This is a genomic window from Kribbella sp. NBC_00382, assembly GCF_036067295.1.
GTDB lineage: Bacteria > Actinomycetota > Actinomycetes > Propionibacteriales > Kribbellaceae > Kribbella.
In genome coordinates this window covers 4010582-4028176 of sequence record NZ_CP107954.1, presented here as the reverse complement: position 1 = coordinate 4028176, position 17595 = coordinate 4010582, and the positions used below count along the sequence as shown (strand labels likewise).

Genomic DNA, 17595 nt, shown 5'->3' with positions numbered 1-17595 from the left:
AGTGAACGCCGATCGTGACCAAACGTGACGAAGAGTGGGGGTGACGCGACAGTAACCGCCTAGATGGCGCTGAAGCCGCCGCCGACCACTTGGGAGACGGTCTTGGCCAGTTGGGCCGGGGTGCGGTCGGTGCCGTCGACGACGAGCATCCGGGCGCAGCTCTCGGTCATCGAGGCCAGCATTTCGGCCAGTACCGGGAGATTGGCGTCGGGATCGGTGACACCCGGCAACGATTGCACGAGGGTCAACCGCAGTCCTTCGACCAGGAACGCGCGGGCCGCCCGGACGCGGTCGGCGACGGCGGGGGCAGCGCCGTACTGGGCTCCGAAGACGATTCGCCACGACTGCGGGGACTTGGCCGCCGTCTCCAGGAACGCGGTGAGGCCTTCGAGGACGTGCTCCTCCGGCGTACCGACGCTCGGGTCGGTCGGCAGCGCGGCCATCACCGACAGGACCAGGTGCTGCTCCTCGCGAGCCAGCAGCGCGAGCAGCAACTCGTCGCGGTTGGCAAACGAGTCGTAGACCACGGGTTTGGTGACTCCGGCGGCGTCGGCGACCGTCTGCATCGTCGTACCGGCGAAGCCGCGCTCGGAGAACACCTCGAGCGCCGCGTCCAGGATCAGCGGGCGCCGGCGCTCAGGGCCCAGGTGCGCGGCACGGCGGCGAGGTTCCGCAACCGGGTCTTCAGGGCTGACCACTTGACAAAGCTATCAGCTCGTAGGAAATTCCTACGGTCTGGTAGGAACTGCCGGGGAGGTCGTGCTGAATGGCCGAACGCGGGAGTGCGGTCTGGCTGGAGTCGAAGGATTTCGCCGAGCTCGAGCTCGGTGAGCTGGCCCGGCTGGTCGACCGGACCTCGGAGCGGGAGCTTCGGCATCGGCTCATCGGGGGAGTCCGAGAGATCGCGTTGCGCGAGATCTTTCGCCGGATGCCGGAGTACCTGCGCCCAGCGCGGGCGGAGGGTTTCGACGCGATCATCGCCTGGCAGATCACCGGCGCGTGCGGTGGCGGCGTCGACGAGTACCGGATCCGGGTCAGCGACGGCGCCTGCCGGCTGCTCACCGACCACACCGAGCCGCCGGCCATCTCGGTCCGCACCGACCCGGCCACCCTGCTGAAGATCGTCACCGGCAACGAGGACCCGGTGCTGGCCGTCCTCAAACAACGCCTCTCGGTCCGCGGCGACCTAGCCCTGGCCGCCCGCCTCACCAAACTCTTCGTCGTCGGTCCCCACTGACCGCCCATACTGCGCAGTAACGTTGCGGCTAACGTCACAGCACGCGAACCGCTCCGAGCCCGTTAGGCTGCCCGGTTATGGGAGAGACCGTGAACATCCACACCACCGCCGGGAAGATCGCGGATCTGGAGCACAAGCTCGACGAGGCTGTGCACGCCGGCTCCGAGCGCGCGGTGGAGAAACAGCACGCCCGCGGCAAGAAGACGGCCCGGGAGCGGATCGCGCTGCTGCTCGACGAAGGCTCCTTCTCCGAGCTGGACGAGTTCGCCCGGCACCGGTCGACCTCCTTCGGGATGGACGCCACCCGCCCGTACGGCGACGGCGTGGTGACCGGGTTCGGCACCATCGACGGCCGCCAGGTGTGCGTGTTCGCGCAGGACTTCACCGTCTTCGGCGGGTCGCTGGGTGAGGTGTTCGGCGAGAAGATCGTCAAGGTGATGGACCTGGCGATGAAGATCGGCTGCCCGCTGATCGGCATCAACGACTCCGGCGGCGCCCGGATCCAGGAAGGCGTCGTCAGCCTCGGCCTGTACGGCGAGATCTTCCGCCGCAACGTCCGCGCATCCGGGGTCATCCCGCAGATCTCGCTCATCATGGGCCCCTGCGCGGGCGGCGCGGTCTACTCCCCCGCGGTCACCGACTTCACCGTGATGGTCGACGAATCGTCGTACATGTTCATCACCGGCCCGGACGTGATCAAGACCGTCACCGGCGAGGACGTCACCCAGGAGGAGCTCGGCGGCGCCCGGACGCACAACACCAAGTCCGGCAACGCGCACTACCTGGGCAGCGACGAGGAGGACGCGATCGACTGGGTGAAGGCCCTGGTCGCGCATCTCCCGCAGAACAACCTCGAGGACCCGCCCGCGTTCGACTTCGACGCCGACCTCGAGTCCAGCGAGACCGACCTTGCGCTCGACACGCTGATCCCGGACTCACCGAACCAGCCGTACGACATGCACGCCGTGATCGAGGCGGTGGTCGATGACGGCGAGTTCCTCGAAGTACAGGCCCTGTTCGCGCCGAACATCATCGTCGGCTTCGGCCGGGTCGAGGGCCGCCCGGTCGGCGTGGTCGCGAACCAGCCGATGCAGTTCGCCGGCACCCTCGACATCGACGCCTCCGAGAAGGCGGCCCGGTTCGTCCGCACCTGCGACGCGTTCAACGTGCCGATCCTGACCTTCGTCGACGTCCCCGGCTTCCTGCCGGGCACCGACCAGGAGTGGAACGGCATCATCCGCCGCGGCGCCAAGCTGATCTACGCGTACGCCGAGGCGACGGTGCCGATGATCACCACGATCACCCGCAAGGCGTACGGCGGCGCGTACGACGTGATGGGCTCCAAGCACCTCGGCGCCGACATCAACCTGGCCTGGCCGACCGCGCAGATCGCCGTGATGGGCGCCCAGGGCGCGGTCAACATCCTGCACCGGCGCGAACTGGCCGCGGCCGCCGAAGCCGGCGAGGACATCGAGTCGCGCCGCCAGCAGTTCATCACCGAGTACGAGGACCATCTCGCCAACCCGTACATCGCGGCCGAGCGCGGCTACATCGACGCCGTGATCAAGCCCAGCGAGACCCGCGCCGAGATCATCCGCGCCCTCCGCCTACTCCGCACCAAGCGCGACACCCTCCCGCCCAAAAAGCACGGCAACATCCCGCTCTGATCGGAGCCAGCCATGACCGAACCTGTACTCCGTATCGCCAAGGGCGACCCCACCCCCGAAGAACTGGCCGCCCTGCTAGCCGTAGTAGCCGCGCGCTCAGCAGCCGCCCCGGCCGAGCCGCCCTCCACGGACCGCGCCAGCAACTGGGCTACCTACTGGCGCAACCACACCCGCCCCCTCCACCCCGGCCCCGGCCGCTGGCGAGCCAGCGCCCACCCGTAAGCCTTAGCTACTGGACCTGCGGAACCTGATCAACGGGTAGAGCGGGACAGCGGTGTTGCCCTTGGCTGGGCCGGGGAAGGTTGTGGCCCCGTCCAGATGAAGGCCGTGCTGGGCCGCTCGGGCTACGAGCAGGGACAGGGCGTCCTCGGAGCGGTGCTGCTCGGGGGTGCGGCCTGCGGCGTACCGGGAGGACTCTGGCTTCTCGGTGGTGGTGATGAAGACGCCGTCGGGACGGAGGACCCGGGAGACCTCGGCCAGGACCTGGTTGCTGTCGGGGACCAGGTGCAGGAGCCAGATCGCCAGTACTGCGTCGCAACGGCGGTCTGCGATGGGGAGTTGCGTCGCGTCGGCGGCGGCGACATGGCCGGGGAGCCGGACGCGAGCGTGGTGGAGCATCGCGGGTGACAGGTCGAGGCCGTGGACCAGGTTGCCTTGAGCAACCAGTTCGGCGGCGACCGTGCCGGTGCCGACGGCTAGCTCCAGCACCCGGCCGCCCTTGGGCAGTAGCTCCTGGATGGCGTCGGCGGCGGCTTGTGCGCGTTGCGTGCCGCCGCGCGTCTCGTCGTACTGGGCTGCCTCGGCTTCGTCGTACCGGAGGTGGCGCTTGGCGGTCCACAGGGACGGCCAGGTGATGCCGACCTCGGCGAGCATTCGGCGGACCAACGGCAGCGAGATGCCGACGACGTTGTGGTAGTCACCGTCGATGCCGGCGACGAACGGGCCGCCGAGTCCGTCGACGGTGAACGAGCCCGCGACAACCAGTGGCTCGCCGGTCGCGACGTACGCGTCGATCTCGGCGTCGGTGAGTTCGGCGAATCGGACCGTCGTGGAGGCGAGTTCGCGGAGCTCCTGCCGGGTGCGGGTGTCGAACAGGCAGTGGCCGGTGTGCAGTACGCCGGAACGCCCGCTCATCATCCGCAACCGCTCGCGCGCGACCTCCGGCGTACCGGGCTTGCCATAGGCGACGCCGTCGATCTCGAGTACCGAATCGCAGCCGAGCACGGTGGCGTGGTCGGTCAGCGTGGAGACGACCGCGCGCGCCTTCAGCACCGCGAGCGTGCGGGCCAGCTCACCCGGTGAATCGGCGGTGATGTTGTCCTCGTCGACGCCGGAGACGATCACCTCCGGCTCGACGCCCGCGTTGCGCAGCGTCTTCAAGCGGGCAGGCGATTGCGAGGCCAGTACGAATCTCATCGGCGCGCTCACAGCTTGGCGAGGGCGCGACGGAGCGGGTCCAGGCCGATCGAGCCAAGATTGAGCGCGTCCCGATGGAAGGCCTTCAGGTCGAAGGCAGAACCCTTGCGCTGCTTGGCCTCCTCGCGCGCCTGCAGCCAGATCCGCTCGCCGACCTTGTACGACGGTGCCTGCCCCGGCCAGCCGAGATAGCGGTTCAGCTCGGCCCGCAGGAACTCGGTCTCCATCCGCGAGTGCGCGCGGAGGAACTCGAATCCGAGCTCGGCGTTCCAGGTCTCGCCCGGGCGCCAGCCGAACGGGTTGTCCTGCGGGACCTTCAGCTCCAGGTGCATCCCGAGGTCGATGATCACCCGGGCCGCGCGGAAGCCCTGCGCGTCGAGCATGCCGAGCCGGGCGCCGGGCTCTTCGAGGTACCCGAGTTCTTCCATCAGGCGTTCGGCGTACAGGGCCCAGCCCTCGCCGTGGCCGGAGACCCAGCAGCCGAGCCGGAGCCAGCGGTTGAGCTGGTCGGTGCGCAGCATCGTCTGGGCGACCTGGAGGTGATGTCCGGGCACGCCTTCGTGGTAGACGGTGGTGACCTCGCGCCAGGTGGCGAAGTCCTCGACACCGGCCGGCACGGCCCACCACATCCGGCCCGGCCGGCTGGTCAGGTCCTCGCTCGGCGGGGTGTAGTAGATCGACCCGTCGGAGGTCGGCGCGATCATGCACTCGATCCGCTTGATCGAGTCCGGGATCTCGAAGTGGGTGCCGGCCAGCTCCTCGACGGCGGCGTCGGCGAGCTGCTGCATCCAGTCCCGGAACGCCTCCTTGCCGTGGATCTTGCGGGCCGGGTCGTTGTCGAGCAGCTCGGCGACGGCCTCGATGCTGCGGTCGCCGCCGTTGAGCGACGCCGCGATGGTCTGCATCTCGCCCTCGATCCGGGCCAGCTCCTCCCAGCCCCAGGCGTAGGTCTCCTCCAGGTCGACGGCCGCGCCGAGGAAGTTGCGCGAGGCGAGCTGGTAGACCTCCCGGCCGCACGCGTCCCGATTCGGGGCCTGCGGCAACAAGTCGGTGGTCAGCCACTGGCCGAACTGGTCGTAGGCCTTGCGGGCCGACGCGGCGGCCGCGTCGACGGTGGCCTTGATCGCGGTGTCCGGGGCCTTCGCGGCGAGCCCGGCGAAGAAGTCGTCCCCCTCGGCGCCGGTCCAGCTGGCGATCCGCTCGGCCAGCACGTTGACCTGGCGCGCGGCGGAGACCCGCCCGGCGGCGGCCTGCTCGGTCAGGGTCTCGCGGTAGCCGTCGAGCGTCGTACCGACCAGGTTCAGCCGGATCGCGATCGTCTCCCAGTCGTCCTGGGTCGCGGTCGGCATCAGGTCGAAGACCGAGCGGATGTCGACCGGCACGCAGGAGATCGCGTTCAGCTGGTGCTGCGGTACGCCGGCCTCGCACTGCTCCAGGTCGAGCCCGACCCGCTCCAGCAGCGCATCCCGGGCCGCCTCTTCCCGCGGGGAGGACACCTGGGCGGCGGACGCCTCGGCGACCGTACGGCGGTACAGGTCGGTCAGTGCCTCGAACCCGGCCGGCGTGTAGTCCGGCAGCTCGTGGTCGTGGCCGGGGATCCCCATCGAGGTCGCCTCGGTCGGATCCAGCGCGGCGTAGGCCTCGAGGAACTGCTCGGAGATCTGGTCGATCGGGCTGTTCAGTGGGGTCGTATCCGTCACCAGGCCGACACTACCGCGCGGCTGAGCTCAGCTCCCGGTACTGTGTCGCACGCTCGCCGGTGGATTCAGTGAAGGGACATGGGGTTGACACAGCCGCCTTACGGTCAGCAACCGGGTGGCCCCTATCGGCCGAACCAGCAGCCGCCGAACCAGCCACCGCCTTATCAGCAGCCTGGCTATCAGCAGGGCGGGTACCCGCCTGGCCAACCGCAGCAGCCCGGCTATCAGCAGAGCGGGTACCAGCCTGGTCAACCGCCGTACCAGTACGGGGCGCCGTCCGTGGCGCCGCAGCAGGGGCAGGGCCTCGGCTGGGGACCGCAGTTCGCGCCGCCGCCCGGTCCGCCCGGCTACCCGCCTGGTCGTGGCTTCCAGCCGGGCTGGCAGCCGCAGTTGCCGCCGCGGAAGAAGTCCAAGGCGCCGCTGTTCGCGATCCTGGGCGTGGTCCTGGTCGCCGTCGTCGGGCTGTGGATCTTCGGCGTGATCAAGAAGAACGCCGACAACAACTACACCCAGCCGACCTACAGCCAGCCGAGCTACCGGTCGACCCAGGGTCCGATCCCGACCACGAGCGCACCCACCCGGCAGCCGACGGCCACCCAGCCGACCCAGCCGCGGACGACCCAGCCGACCACGACGGCGACCTCCAAGCCGACCGCGCCGCCACCGTCGAACCAGGACATCGTGGCCAAGAACCGGCTCTACAAGACCGGCCAGATGCGCTCGGTGAGCTGCCGGGAACCGAAGATCAAGCCGAGCACGGCCGGCAACGCGGCCAAGTACTGGGCCGCGATCAAGCCGTGCCTGGACCGTTCATGGGCGCGCCAGGTCGCGCTGGCGGGGTACACGTTCAAGGCGCCGACGATGCTCTATTGGTCCGGCGTCAGCGTGAACAGCCCGTGTGGCAACGGCCCGGTCGCGGTGCCGTTCTACTGCAGCACGAACCACATGATGTACATGAAGGTCGACAACTTCGTGAAGAGCTACAACGAGTACCCCTACGCGGACTCCAAGGCGTACGCGCGGATGTGGTACTCGCGGTCGATCGCGCACGAGTACGGCCATGCGATGCAGTCGGTGACCGGCATCCTCGAGGCGTCGTCCGACATCCAGTACGAGATGACGAACTACGACGACCGGATGCGGCAGACCCGGCGGATGGAACTGCAGGCGAACTGCTTCGCCGGCGTCTTCCTGGCGGCCAACAAGCGCAGCTACCCGATCAACGGGCTGATGCTGCAGGTCTGGAACAAGTGGGTCGTCACCTCGGGTGACAAGCCCGAGCAGGGCGACCACGGCAGCCCGGCCAGCCAGGCCCGTTTCATGGGCCGCTCCTTCGTCACCGGCAACCCGGCCAGCTGCAACACCTTCGCCGTCTCGAAGCGGTACGTGAGCTAGCGCCGGACTCGTCTCATCGCGCGGTACGTCGTACAGTGCCTCGGTGTGTTGCTGCTGCGGCACCGGAATACGCAGCAGCAACACACCCTCCCGCCGTTACGCCGTCTTCGCGTCGAGCAGTTGCAGCAACTCGTGAGCGGCCAGCTCGATCTTCTTGTGCCGCCACTCCGAGGCGCGGTACACGCAGGCGATCAGCCCGGTCCGATGCAGCCGCCGCAGATCGCCGTACCCGAAGGCGAACCGGCCCTTGGTCTCGTCAGTCGCCCCGACGGTCAGCCCCAGGTGCCACTGGCCGTACTCCTCCCACGAGTGCGACTCCAGAAACTTGTTCTGAGCCTCAGCGTCCGGCTGCACCGCACCCCAGTCACTGTCCAGCACGTACTGGCGGCCCTCGATCAGCCGCTTCGCATACTCCACAGCCTGCTCATTGACCTCGTACTTCGCCATGCCTGCCCAGTGCCCAGAATCGTCGTCTTCATCTCAGCTCCTCCGGGGCGGCTTGGCGCCAGGAGTCCAGGAGGATGTCGTGCAGCTCGTCGGCGTCCTCCAGGGCTGCCAGGCGGGCGCGGACCCAGCTCGAGTGGGCCTCGTGCGGTGGTACCCAGAACTTGTCCGGCTCGGCGGCGATCAGCTCGTCCCGCTCCAGCCGCGGGCAGCGGACGGCGAACGACGTCTGGTCGTCGGGGACGGTGAGGAACATCCGGCCCGCGACGTCGAAGGTCGGATGACGCCAGCGCTCCTTCTCCACCACCTGCGGCAGAGACAGCGCGATCCGGCGTACGTCGTCAGCGTCAAGCACGACGACACAGTAATGGCCGGGACCGACAAGGCGGTCCCGGCCATCAACCGGTTCTAGCGACGGCGACCCGGCAGGAGCAGGGCCAGTACTGCGCCGACAGCCACGATCGCGGATCCGACCCAGACGGCCGGTACCAGACCATCGACGTACTGCGCCGGGCTGGCGTACGACCCGGCCGAGGCGAAGACCGACGCCAGTACTGCGACGCCCATCGCGACCCCGACCTCGCGGATCGTGTTGTTCGTGCCGGACGCGACGCCACGGTCGGCGTCGCCGAAGCTCGACATCACCACGCTGGCCGACGGAGCGAAGGTGAGCCCCATCCCGATCCCGGCGAGCACGAACGGCGCAACGTACGAGCCATAGGTGACCTCAGTCGTCGTGACGAGCGCGATCCAAGCCAGCGCGGAGGCCAGGAAAACCTGCCCGGTCGCGATCAGCACCCGCGGCCCGACCCGGTCGACAACCAACCCGGCAAGCGGCGCGACCACCATCGGCGCCATCGTCCAGGGCAGCGTCCGCAGCCCCGACTGCAGCGGCGTGTAGCCCTGTACGACCTGGAAGAACTGCGCCAGCAGGAACACCGAGCCGAACACACCGACCGAGAAGGTGAAGGCGGTCGTGTTGGTGACGCTGAACGCCCGCACCCGGAACAACCGCAGCGGCAACATCGGCGCCGGCGCCCGGTGCTCCCAAACCACAAACGACACCAGGAGCACGCCGCCACCGATCAGCGCGGTCAGGATCCGGCCCGAGGACCAGCCGTCGTCGGCTCCGTGCACGACACCCCACACGATGGCGAGCACCGAGCTCGCGGACAGCACCAGGCCGAGCAGGTCGAGCTTCTTGGCAGCACCGCGGGACTCGGTCAGTACCCGAGCAGCCAGCGGCAGCGCGATCAGGCCGATCGGGACGTTCAGCCAGAAGATCCACTGCCAGTTGATGCCGTCGACTACCGCTCCCCCGACGACCGGACCGACCGCGACGCCGAGGCCGGAGATGCCGCCCCAGATCCCGATCGCGGCACTGCGCTGACGAGCCGGTACCGCCGCCGCCAGCAGCGTCAGCGACAACGGCATGACCGCGGCCGCACCGACTCCTTGGATCGCGCGGGCGCCGATCAGCATCCACGGCTCGGTGGCCATCGCGCAGGCCGCCGAGGCGAGGGTGAAGAGGGTGATACCGGCCAGGAAGACCCGCCGCCGGCCGAGCCGGTCACCGATCGCCGAGGCGGTCAGCAGCAGCGCGGCGAAGGACAGCGTGTACGCGTTGATGAACCACTGCAGGTCGGTCAGCGAGGCGCCGATCTCGGTCTTGATCACCGGCAGCGCGTTCGTCACCACCAGGTTGTCCAGCGTCACCATGAACATCGGGATGCCCACCACGGCCAGCACGGTGGCCAGCGAGCGCCGGACGGCGGGCTCGCCGGCCGCCGGCGAGGCGGCGGCTTCGAGGGCGGTCGTGGTCATGTCCAGCTCCTTGTTGTTATTGACTGATAACTAACGTCCGAATCAAAGTATGCATTGACTGATAACATGTCAAGCGACAACGAGAGGACGGATCATGACGAAGACCAGGCTGACCGCCGCCGAGCGCAGCGAAGAGGTCCTGCAGGCGGCCGTGGTGGCGTTCGGCGAGAACGGCTACGCCGGCACCAAGACCGATGAGATCGCCCGCTTGGCGGGGGTGTCACAGCCGTACGTGATCCGGCTGTTCGGCACCAAGCAGCAGCTCTTCCTGGCCACCACGAACCGGGTCTGCGACAAGATCGAGGCGGCGTTCCGGCGCGCGGCCGACCGGGAGGCGACGCTGGCGAGCCTGGGCGAGGCCTATAACGAGCTGATGCCCGAGCGGGAGCTGCTCGTCGTCCTGCTGCACGGCTTCGCGGCCAGCTCCGACCCAGCCATCGGCGAGACCGTCCGGGAGCGCTTCGGCCGGATCCACCACACGGTCGGCGAGCTCACCGGCGCCACCCCGGACGACGTCACCAGGTTCATGGCTACCGGCATGCTGCTCACCGTGATGGCGGCCATGCAGGTGACCGGCAAGAACCCGATCTCCTGCGAATGGGCCACCGAGCTACTCAGCAGCCTCGGCAATCCCGACGAGGCCCCAGAGAGCTAGCGGTCCCCCACCGACTGGCCGGCCGCGAACCAGATGGCCCCGGTCGCCGCGACCAGGGCCGCCACCGTGACGAACAGTGAGCCCTGTACTTCAGCCCCGCGAACCAGCCCCGCGGCGATCGCGACGACCGGCCCGAGCAGCACCGCGCAAGTTGCCGGTAGCAACCATTTGCGCAACGCCTCGCGATTGACCACGGCGTACGACGGGATCTGGCCGGCGAACGCGGACGCCAGATGCACCACCAGCAAGGCGATTCCGGTCAGCACCAGCGGCAAGGTCAGGTCGCTGGGCGCCCGCATCAGCCAGCCGAGGCAGACGACGATCATGAACAGCAGCGGCGCCAGGGAATCCGGCAACAGCACACACGCGGCCAGCAGGAGCGCCCCGACTATCGGGATCGCATCCATCTGATCCCACGGCGCCAGCCCTGGCACGACGAGCGCCACCAGCCCGGCCGCCGCGATCGCCGACCGTGCGGCCCAGGTCGCGGGGCCGGTCGCCTGGAGCGCCACCAGCCATTGGCTGATCCGCTCGTCCCCGCTCATGAGCGCATCCTCGGAGCAGACGCCACCCGGGCCGCATCCCGCAGTACTTCGTCCAGGGTCCCCGCACCACGCCAGCCGACCGTCGGTACTCCGAGATCGCCCAGCCGGTCGAGTTCCGTCCGACGCTCGAGCAGCCTGAGCCGCCAGGCCAGCGGCCACGCCTTCGTATCGTGCTCCGCCGGGTCGATCACGTCGCTGACCTCCGGTGGCAGGGTGTCGACCGCGATCACCGTGCAGCCCGAGTGGACGAGCGTGACGATGTAGCCGAGCATCTCCTTGCGCAGCAGGGGGCTCAGGACGAGTACCAGGCTGTCGGAGCGGATCCGGTGCCGGCGGGCGAGCTGGTTCTCGTCCTGCTGACGGCCCCGGCGATCGGCGTGCACCAGTACGTCGAGGATCCGGCGCAAGTGGGCCCTACCGCTACCGGCCCGCACTCCGCCGACCGTAGTACCGGTGTCGATCAGGCGGACTCGATCGCCGTGGCGCAGGTAGTGCTCGGCGATAGAGGCGGCTGCGCGGACTGCTGTGTCCAGGCTGCTCGATCGGCCGTCGATGCCTTCACTGATGCCGACCTCTGCGCCAGTGTCGAGCAGGATGACGACCTCAGTGTCGCGGTCGGACCAGGTCGATGTGACGTGCAGTTCGCGCGTACGGGCCGACACCTTCCAGTTGATCCGGCGCAAGCGGTCGCCGGTACGGAACGGTCTGACCCCTGCGAGCTCTGTGCCCTCACCGGGTCGCCTGGACCGGTGTAGTCCAACCAGGCCGGCAGGGCGCGGTACCGAGTCCACTGCCTCGAACCCGTCGCGCAGTGGCAAGGTACTGACGGCCTCGGCGCCAGGAGAGACCACCTGGATCCGGTAGGCGCCCAGTACCGACGTGGCGATCACATTGGGGCGCTCTAGTTGCCGCAGGCCCCAACGCTCGGAACGGAGCCCGACCTCAAGATCCACCGACCCATCCGTCACAGGCTCAGCCACTGCAGCCTGCGGTGGGTCGTAGCGGAACCATGGCGTCCGGACCAAGGCCATGACCACCAGGTCGACGTCGGGGTCCAGCCCTTCCGCCACCTTCAGCCGGTACGTCGTCGCCTGGCCCTCGAACAGCACGTCGGCGTCCAGCTCGGTCTCGAGTACCGGCTCCTCACGCGGACGGAAGTACCGACCCCAGGCGGCTACGAAGGCCAGTGGCAGCCCTAGGACCGCCATGTCGGGTCTGCGAGCCAGCACAGCGATCAGTAGCAGGACGGCCGCGATAGAGACCACCCTGACCTGCGCGTGTGTCGGCAGCCAATTCACTGCCGGGCGCCCGCGACGGTAGGCGGAGCAGGGACCGCACCCAGCACAGTACGAACGACAGTGGCTCCAGTCACCTCATGCAGCCACAGCTCGGGCCGCACAGTGATCCGGTGAGCCAGCGCAGGGATGGCCACCGCCTTCACATCCTCCGGTACGACGTAGTCGCGCCCTTGGATGACGGCGTACGAGCGAGCGGCCAGCAACAGGGCCAGCGAGCCACGGGGTGAGGCGCCGACGAGGACCTGCGAGTCGCGACGGGTCGCAGCGGCGAGCTCCACGCAGTACTTGCCGACCGTGTCGTCGACGGTGACGGTCTCGATCGCCTGTTGCGCGGCGAGCAGGCCGATCGCGTCGGTGACGGGCTCGACCTTCTGATCCTCCGAGCGGCGACCCATCCGGCGCTGCAGCACCTCCCACTCCTCGGCGGCAGTCGGGTACCCGAAGGCGATCCGGAGCATGAAGCGGTCGAGCTGGGCCTCAGGGAGCGGGTAGGTGCCTTCGTACTCGACCGGGTTGGCCGTGGCGAGCACGTGGAACGGTACGGGCAGTGGGAAGGTTTCGCCCTCCACTGTGACCTGGTGCTCCTGCATGGACTCCAGTAGCGCGGCCTGGGTCTTCGGTGGCGTCCGGTTGATTTCGTCGGCCAGTAGGAGGCCGGTGAAGATCGGGCCGGGCCGGAACACGAACTGCGAGTCCCGCTGGTCGTACACGAAGGCACCGGTGACATCGGAGGGCAGTAGGTCGGGAGTGAACTGCACCCGGCGGAACTCCAGCCCTAGCGCCTGCGCGAACGACCGGGCCGCCAGCGTCTTGGCCAGACCCGGGTAGTCCTCGAGCAGGACGTGCCCGCCAGCCAGGATCCCGGCCAGGACCAGTTCGAGGGCATCGGCCTTGCCGACCACCGCCTCGCCGACCCGGTCCAGCACCTTCCGGCTCAACGCCGACACCTCGCCGAGGCTCAGCTCATCAGTCACGGGTTCCCTCACAACTTCTCGATGGTCTGGACTGCCAACTCGATCTCCGCGAACGTCGCGGTCCGTGCCTCGGTACCGCTGATCAGGTCCCAGAGCTGCTCGCCGGCCACCTCACGGGCCCGCTCCGGCTCCAGCTCCGGGTCGATGCCGTGCCGGTGCACCAACCGGTCGGCGGTCAGCTCCAGCAGCAGCGGCCGGATTCGGCGGGTGAACGTCATCGATCCCTCGCCGGCCCTGCGCTCCCGGTCCGACTCCTGCACCCAGGTCGCGAGGAACTGCGTCCGGTTGTCACTGTGCCGGCCGCGCCGGGCCGTCAGCTTCTCGTCGTACCGGGCGGGCCACGAGCTCTCCAGGATCTGCGGCGCGATCAACCGCAGCGCCAGCGAGCCGAAGCCGATCGCCAGCCCCATCGCGACGAACCACAGCGGCCGCGGCTGCGTCCCGGCCAGCGCGAAGCCCGCCACCAGTAGCAGGCTGCCGACCACGGCGATCAGCACATGCTGCACCAGCAGCTTGTCGAACGGCCCCAACCGCTGCCTCATGGCGCAGGCACCCCACTGTCTTGCTGCCCAGGCCCAGCTTCTTGCGGCTCGACCGGTGCGCGGCGAGCGATCGCGGCCGCCAGTTCGTCGCGCAAACTGACCAGAGCAGCCCGGGCCTGCGCCCGCGCGTCCTCGCTCGAGCCGTGCGTCGAGTACCGCGCCTCACGGTAGAGCTGGGCAAGCCGGAGCAACTCGGGCTCGGAGACACCACCGACACCGAGTACTCGGACAGTGAACTCGGCAGGCGTCTCGGAGGCCTCGCGGGCAACCCCTGCTGATGCGGCGGCTCCCTCGAGCGCCACCCAACAGGCGATGACGCCGTCGGTCGCAGTACCGGAGTCGACTGCTGCCAGGCCCGACTCGACCGCATCCGCGAGCCGGTCGACCTTCAGCCGCTCCCACGCCTCGCCGGAGCGCTCGGGCGTCGGGAGCTCGACCTTGGTCATCATCCGGTACAGGGCGCGGATCAGGAGCAGTACGAGGATCGTCACCGCGGTGTAGAACAGCGCCTGCCAGATGAACTGGATCCAGGCCGGCTGCTTGACCGGCTTGATCTGGGGCCGCGGTGGCGGCGACTGCTGCGCTTGCGGGTTCCCTGCGGGAGGCGTGATGGTCGGGAGCTCCCGCGGTGCCGCCGTCGCGGTGCTCTCACTGAACGGCCGGACGCTGCCGCCCGCGGAGGCCAGTACGACCAGCGCGATCGCGGCGACGCCCAGCATCAGGACAACGGCCACCGCCAACGCGCTACGACGGCTCGGCTGCATCCCGGAAGACTAACTCGCTGCTGGATCAGCACTGGTCGGCTGCAGCAACCTGCAACGGTCAGAAGCCGGTGTCGAGCCAGGGCGCGCGGGCAGAGACGAATGCCCTCGACGCCTTCTGCAATGCCCCTTCGGTCTTCTCTTCGACCAGGCCGGCTGCTCCGAGCAGAGCAAGCGACGGGCGGCCGAGGTAGACCGTGGCCAGCTCCCGTACGCCGAGCACGAGGTCCGGCGTACGCTCCGTCTTGTCGCAGGTGGCGCCGCTCTGGTTGCCGACTAGATGCCAGGAGCCCGCATTCCACGGGAGGAAGTCGTCCTCGATGCCCAGGACGACGTCGACGTCCTCCGAGTAGGTCCGGGCGGCCAGCGCCTTGCCGACATCGATCACGCGGGCCCAGACGCCATCCAGCGTCGTCGGGTGCGCCGCTCGCGGGTCGACCAGCAGGTAGAGCAGCGGGTCGTCGGACGGCAACTGCTCGTACGTCGTCTCGCCCAGCAGGTCCGGGTCCAGCAGGAACTGCCAGAGCGCGGCATGTGCGGCCAGGTCGCTCGAGTGGACCCGGGTGACGTCGACGAAGCCCTTGTCGGTCCGCCGAGTGCGGTAGTGCGCGTACCCGACCAGCTCGCCGTCGCGCTCGGCCAGCACGCAGCGCAGCGGCGACGCACCTCGCAGGTTGGTCGTCACGTTGTCGTGCGTCACGTAGTACTGGAAGTTCTCGTTGTGCTGGAACATCCCCGGCCGGGTCAGCGCCTCGGCATTGCGGAAGGCGGCCGTCCGCGCCAGCGACTCCTGCGGATCGGCGAACCGCACCTGTACGTCCTCGACCCCGGCCACCTTGCGCAGCTCGCGGGAGGACTTCTTGATGGTGATCTCCTGATGATCCGAGGCGAGGCCGTAGCCGAACCGTCCGTAGATCACCGGCTCACTCGCAGTCAGCACGGCGAGCGGCTCGCCTGCCTCGTACAGGTCGGTCAGCTGCCGCCGCATCAGGTCCCGCAGAATCCCCCGCCGCCGATGCGTCGACACCACCCCGACCATCGTCACGCCACCCGCGGCCACCTGCCCACCAGGCACGGAGAACTCGAACGAGAACGCCCCGGTATGCCCGACAACCTGCCCGCCGTCCCTGGCGACAATGCTCCGCGCCGGCTCCCAGGCCCGCCGCTCGGTCTCCAACTGGGCCTCACTCCAGGGAGCGGAGAACGCCAGGTCGATCATCCCCCGCAGTTCGTCCCACTCGCCGCCGTAGACCCCGATCTCGATCGTCATACCCCTTGCCTACCAGACAACCGCTCCACCCCGCCGAGAGTTTCTCGCCACGTAGTACCGGGTGGGCGCCGGCCAGCTGTCCCCATGCCGGCCGGCGCTTCCACCTAGTGGTGGTCAGAGGGTGATCGACCAGTTGGTGAGGGTTCCGGTGTCGCCGGGGCCGTTGTCGCCGATGCGGAGGTTCCAGGTGCCGGTGGCGTTCTCGGTACCGGTCGGCGTCACGCTGTAGGTCTTGCTGGCCGGCAGCGGGTGGCAGGTCGTGCCACCGGCGCGCTGCAGGTAGTACCAGCGACCGCTCGGGGAGACCACGCTGATGTTCAGGTCCTCCAAGCAGGTGTGGTTGCCCTCCACGGTGACCTTGAACGGGCTCGCGGCCCGGCCGGTCGCCGTCGAGCGGACCGGGCTGACCACCGTGGCGAAGTCGCGGATCGGGAAGTCGGTGCCGTTGGCGAACGTCCGGCCGCCGCCGGGACCACCCGGCTGGGTCCGCGCCGTCACCGCCGGGGTCGCCTTCGACTTGTTGCCAGCGGCATCTTTCGCCTGGATGGTGAACGAGTAGCTGGTGTCGGCGGACAGGCCCGACACGGTGGCCGTCGTACCGGTGACGGTGGTCGCCAGGGTGCTGCCGTTGTAGACGTCGTACCCGGTGACCGCGACGTTGTCGACGGAGGCGTCCCACGCGAGCGAGACGCTGTCGGACGTAGTACCGGTCGAGCGCGGGTTGCCCGGGGTGGTGGGTGCCTCGTCGTCGCCGCCCGGGTCGGGGGCGCCGGTCAGCAGGGTGAGGTTCCACTTGGCCAGCGCCTCGTTGACCGGCTGGAAGATCGAGTTGCCGGAGTCGCCCTGCACACAGCTGCTGTTGCCGCCCGAGTGCAGGCCGACCGCCTTGTCGCCGCGCAACCAAGCGCCACCCGAGTCACCGCCCTCGGAACAGGCGTTGGTCGTGCTCAGCCCGTCGATCTGGACGCTGCCGTAGTCGATGGTCTGGTTGACCGCGGTGACGGTTCCGCACTCCCAGTTGGGCGCGGTGTTGCCCGAGTGGCAGACCGCGTCGCCGACGATCGCGTCGGCTGAGCCGCTGACCGTGACAGCCGGCGACCCCCAGGTGTTGACGTTCGGGGAGATGGTCCAGCCGCTCTCCGTCACGTCCACCACACCCATGTCGCCTTCACGGGCGTTGATGCTGTGGGTGCCGCCGACGTTCGACGTACCGAGCTTGTTGCTCTGCCCGCTGGCCCCGTACGCCGCCTGGTTCGCATCGTTGGTGCAGTGCCCGGCGGTCACGAAGCGCTTGTTGCCCTGGGCATCGGTCGCCGGGAACCCGACCGAACAGTTGCTCTCGCTGCCCGGCCACCAGGGATCACCCGGGTTCACCTCACCGGACTGCTGCTCGACCTGAGTCTTGACCTGTACGACCTGCACTCCATCGCCGAGCCCGCGCAGCGCGCTGTACGCACCACGAACCCGTACTACGACCTTGTTGCTGACTGGATCGATTCCCCAGCTCTGCAGGCCCTTCCCGCGATCCGCCCGGGTGATCTTGTCGACCTTGGCGAGCAACGCGTCGAGCTGAGCCTGGCTCCGGGTGACCAGCTGCGGGGTCGCGCCGGCCTGCCTGACCTTGGTGGCTTCAGCCTCGTTGGTCACGGCAACCATCAACTTGCCATCGGCGATCCACCGGCCGGCCTGAGCGGGTGAGGGGGCGAGCCGCTCGGACAGCTGGTGCAGTACTGCCTGCTGCTGGACGGCCGTGGCCGCCGGCTGCTGGTTCGCGCTGGCCGGGCCGCCGACCGTGACGAGTGCCGCGATCGCGGCACTCGTCGCCGCCGAGCCGATCGTGGCGGCCATCATTCTGCGCCTTTTCATC

General features: G+C 69.0%; 18 protein-coding genes. 5 read left to right on the top strand and 13 right to left on the bottom strand.

The window, feature by feature from the left end; translation table 11 throughout:
• Positions 1–59 precede the first annotated feature (59 nt).
• Positions 60–698, bottom strand: a complete 639-nt coding sequence (locus OHA70_RS19650) for a TetR/AcrR family transcriptional regulator (RefSeq protein ID WP_328334637.1) — start codon at positions 696–698, stop codon at positions 60–62.
• Between the two features lie 68 nt (positions 699–766).
• Between OHA70_RS19650 and OHA70_RS19645 the strand changes: the two genes are divergently transcribed.
• From OHA70_RS19645 to OHA70_RS19635, 3 genes are all read left to right on the top strand, one after another.
• Positions 767–1237, top strand: coding sequence for an SCP2 sterol-binding domain-containing protein (locus OHA70_RS19645; protein ID WP_328334635.1), 471 nt, complete (start codon positions 767–769; stop codon positions 1235–1237).
• A 77-nt stretch (positions 1238–1314) separates the two neighbouring features.
• A complete protein-coding gene (locus OHA70_RS19640; protein ID WP_328334633.1) occupies positions 1315–2904 on the top strand; it encodes an acyl-CoA carboxylase subunit beta in 1590 nt (529 codons plus the stop codon).
• A gap of 12 nt (positions 2905–2916) precedes the next feature.
• A complete protein-coding gene (locus OHA70_RS19635) occupies positions 2917–3126 on the top strand; it encodes an acyl-CoA carboxylase subunit epsilon (RefSeq protein WP_328334631.1) in 210 nt (69 codons plus the stop codon).
• A gap of 3 nt (positions 3127–3129) precedes the next feature.
• Here OHA70_RS19635 and OHA70_RS19630 read toward each other — a convergent pair whose 3' ends face one another.
• Together OHA70_RS19630 and OHA70_RS19625 are read right to left on the bottom strand one after the other, a co-directional pair.
• Positions 3130–4320, bottom strand: coding sequence for a Maf family nucleotide pyrophosphatase (locus tag OHA70_RS19630; RefSeq protein ID WP_328334629.1), 1191 nt, complete (start codon positions 4318–4320; stop codon positions 3130–3132).
• Positions 4321–4328: 8 nt separating this feature from the next.
• Entirely contained in the window at positions 4329–6020 is a 1692-nt protein-coding gene (locus OHA70_RS19625) for a DUF885 domain-containing protein (RefSeq protein ID WP_328334627.1), read from the bottom strand.
• A gap of 78 nt (positions 6021–6098) precedes the next feature.
• On the opposite strand from OHA70_RS19625, the gene OHA70_RS19620 reads away from it, so the two are divergent.
• Positions 6099–7415 (top strand): neutral zinc metallopeptidase, encoded by a 1317-nt coding sequence (locus tag OHA70_RS19620; RefSeq protein WP_328334625.1) that lies wholly within the window; start codon positions 6099–6101, stop codon positions 7413–7415.
• 96 nt (positions 7416–7511) lie between these two features.
• Here the strand turns inward: OHA70_RS19620 and OHA70_RS19615 are convergent, their stop codons facing one another.
• The 3 genes from OHA70_RS19615 to OHA70_RS19605 are packed head-to-tail and all read right to left on the bottom strand — an operon-like array spanning position 7512 to position 9683.
• Positions 7512–7862: a hypothetical protein gene (locus OHA70_RS19615; protein ID WP_328334623.1), complete on the bottom strand. Its 351-nt coding sequence runs from the start codon at positions 7860–7862 to the stop codon at positions 7512–7514.
• 28 nt (positions 7863–7890) lie between these two features.
• The gene (locus OHA70_RS19610) at positions 7891–8214 is read right to left on the bottom strand and encodes an MmcQ/YjbR family DNA-binding protein (RefSeq protein ID WP_328334621.1); all 324 of its coding nucleotides are present in this window, start codon (positions 8212–8214) and stop codon (positions 7891–7893) included.
• Between the two features lie 53 nt (positions 8215–8267).
• A complete protein-coding gene (locus OHA70_RS19605) occupies positions 8268–9683 on the bottom strand; it encodes an MFS transporter (RefSeq protein ID WP_328334619.1) in 1416 nt (471 codons plus the stop codon).
• A gap of 94 nt (positions 9684–9777) precedes the next feature.
• Here OHA70_RS19605 and OHA70_RS19600 point away from each other — a divergent pair, with 94 nt between their 5' ends.
• A complete protein-coding gene (locus OHA70_RS19600) occupies positions 9778–10338 on the top strand; it encodes a TetR/AcrR family transcriptional regulator (protein WP_328334617.1) in 561 nt (186 codons plus the stop codon).
• Here OHA70_RS19600 and OHA70_RS19595 read toward each other — a convergent pair.
• From OHA70_RS19595 to OHA70_RS19565, 7 genes are all read right to left on the bottom strand, one after another.
• Entirely contained in the window at positions 10335–10883 is a 549-nt protein-coding gene (locus tag OHA70_RS19595; RefSeq protein WP_328334615.1) for a hypothetical protein, read from the bottom strand. The genes OHA70_RS19600 and OHA70_RS19595 overlap by 4 nt on opposite strands.
• Positions 10880–12148, bottom strand: a complete 1269-nt coding sequence (locus OHA70_RS19590; protein WP_328334613.1) for a DUF58 domain-containing protein — start codon at positions 12146–12148, stop codon at positions 10880–10882. Before OHA70_RS19590 ends, OHA70_RS19595 begins: the two co-directional genes overlap by 4 nt.
• Positions 12149–12177: 29 nt before the next feature.
• Positions 12178–13155 carry an AAA family ATPase gene (locus OHA70_RS19585; RefSeq protein ID WP_328334611.1) on the bottom strand — a complete coding sequence of 326 codons (978 nt, stop codon included), beginning with the start codon at positions 13153–13155 and terminating at the stop codon, positions 12178–12180.
• An 8-nt stretch (positions 13156–13163) separates the two neighbouring features.
• A complete protein-coding gene (locus OHA70_RS19580; RefSeq protein ID WP_328334609.1) occupies positions 13164–13697 on the bottom strand; it encodes a hypothetical protein in 534 nt (177 codons plus the stop codon).
• A complete protein-coding gene (locus OHA70_RS19575) occupies positions 13694–14461 on the bottom strand; it encodes a DUF4129 domain-containing protein (protein ID WP_328334607.1) in 768 nt (255 codons plus the stop codon). The genes OHA70_RS19580 and OHA70_RS19575 overlap by 4 nt, the downstream gene beginning before the upstream one ends.
• Positions 14462–14519: 58 nt before the next feature.
• The gene (locus OHA70_RS19570; RefSeq protein ID WP_328334605.1) at positions 14520–15728 is read right to left on the bottom strand and encodes a GNAT family N-acetyltransferase; all 1209 of its coding nucleotides are present in this window, start codon (positions 15726–15728) and stop codon (positions 14520–14522) included.
• 114 nt (positions 15729–15842) lie between these two features.
• On the bottom strand, positions 15843–17594 hold the full coding sequence (locus OHA70_RS19565; protein WP_328334603.1) for a proprotein convertase P-domain-containing protein: 1752 nt from the start codon (positions 17592–17594) through the stop codon (positions 15843–15845).
• Position 17595: the final 1 nt, after the last annotated feature.

Coding starts and splice junctions, on each gene's coding strand:
- OHA70_RS19580 (WP_328334609.1), bottom strand. CDS start 13,697: ATGAGGCAGCGGTTGGGGCCGTTCGACAAGCTGCTGGTGCAGCATGTG.
- OHA70_RS19640 (WP_328334633.1), top strand. CDS start 1,315: ATGGGAGAGACCGTGAACATCCACACCACCGCCGGGAAGATCGCGGAT.
- OHA70_RS19595 (WP_328334615.1), bottom strand. CDS start 10,883: ATGAGCGGGGACGAGCGGATCAGCCAATGGCTGGTGGCGCTCCAGGCG.
- OHA70_RS19570 (WP_328334605.1), bottom strand. CDS start 15,728: ATGACGATCGAGATCGGGGTCTACGGCGGCGAGTGGGACGAACTGCGG.
- OHA70_RS19575 (WP_328334607.1), bottom strand. CDS start 14,461: ATGCAGCCGAGCCGTCGTAGCGCGTTGGCGGTGGCCGTTGTCCTGATG.
- OHA70_RS19635 (WP_328334631.1), top strand. CDS start 2,917: ATGACCGAACCTGTACTCCGTATCGCCAAGGGCGACCCCACCCCCGAA.
- OHA70_RS19615 (WP_328334623.1), bottom strand. CDS start 7,862: ATGGCGAAGTACGAGGTCAATGAGCAGGCTGTGGAGTATGCGAAGCGG.
- OHA70_RS19630 (WP_328334629.1), bottom strand. CDS start 4,320: ATGAGATTCGTACTGGCCTCGCAATCGCCTGCCCGCTTGAAGACGCTG.
- OHA70_RS19620 (WP_328334625.1), top strand. CDS start 6,099: ATGGGGTTGACACAGCCGCCTTACGGTCAGCAACCGGGTGGCCCCTAT.
- OHA70_RS19600 (WP_328334617.1), top strand. CDS start 9,778: ATGACGAAGACCAGGCTGACCGCCGCCGAGCGCAGCGAAGAGGTCCTG.
- OHA70_RS19565 (WP_328334603.1), bottom strand. CDS start 17,594: ATGAAAAGGCGCAGAATGATGGCCGCCACGATCGGCTCGGCGGCGACG.
- OHA70_RS19645 (WP_328334635.1), top strand. CDS start 767: ATGGCCGAACGCGGGAGTGCGGTCTGGCTGGAGTCGAAGGATTTCGCC.
- OHA70_RS19605 (WP_328334619.1), bottom strand. CDS start 9,683: ATGACCACGACCGCCCTCGAAGCCGCCGCCTCGCCGGCGGCCGGCGAG.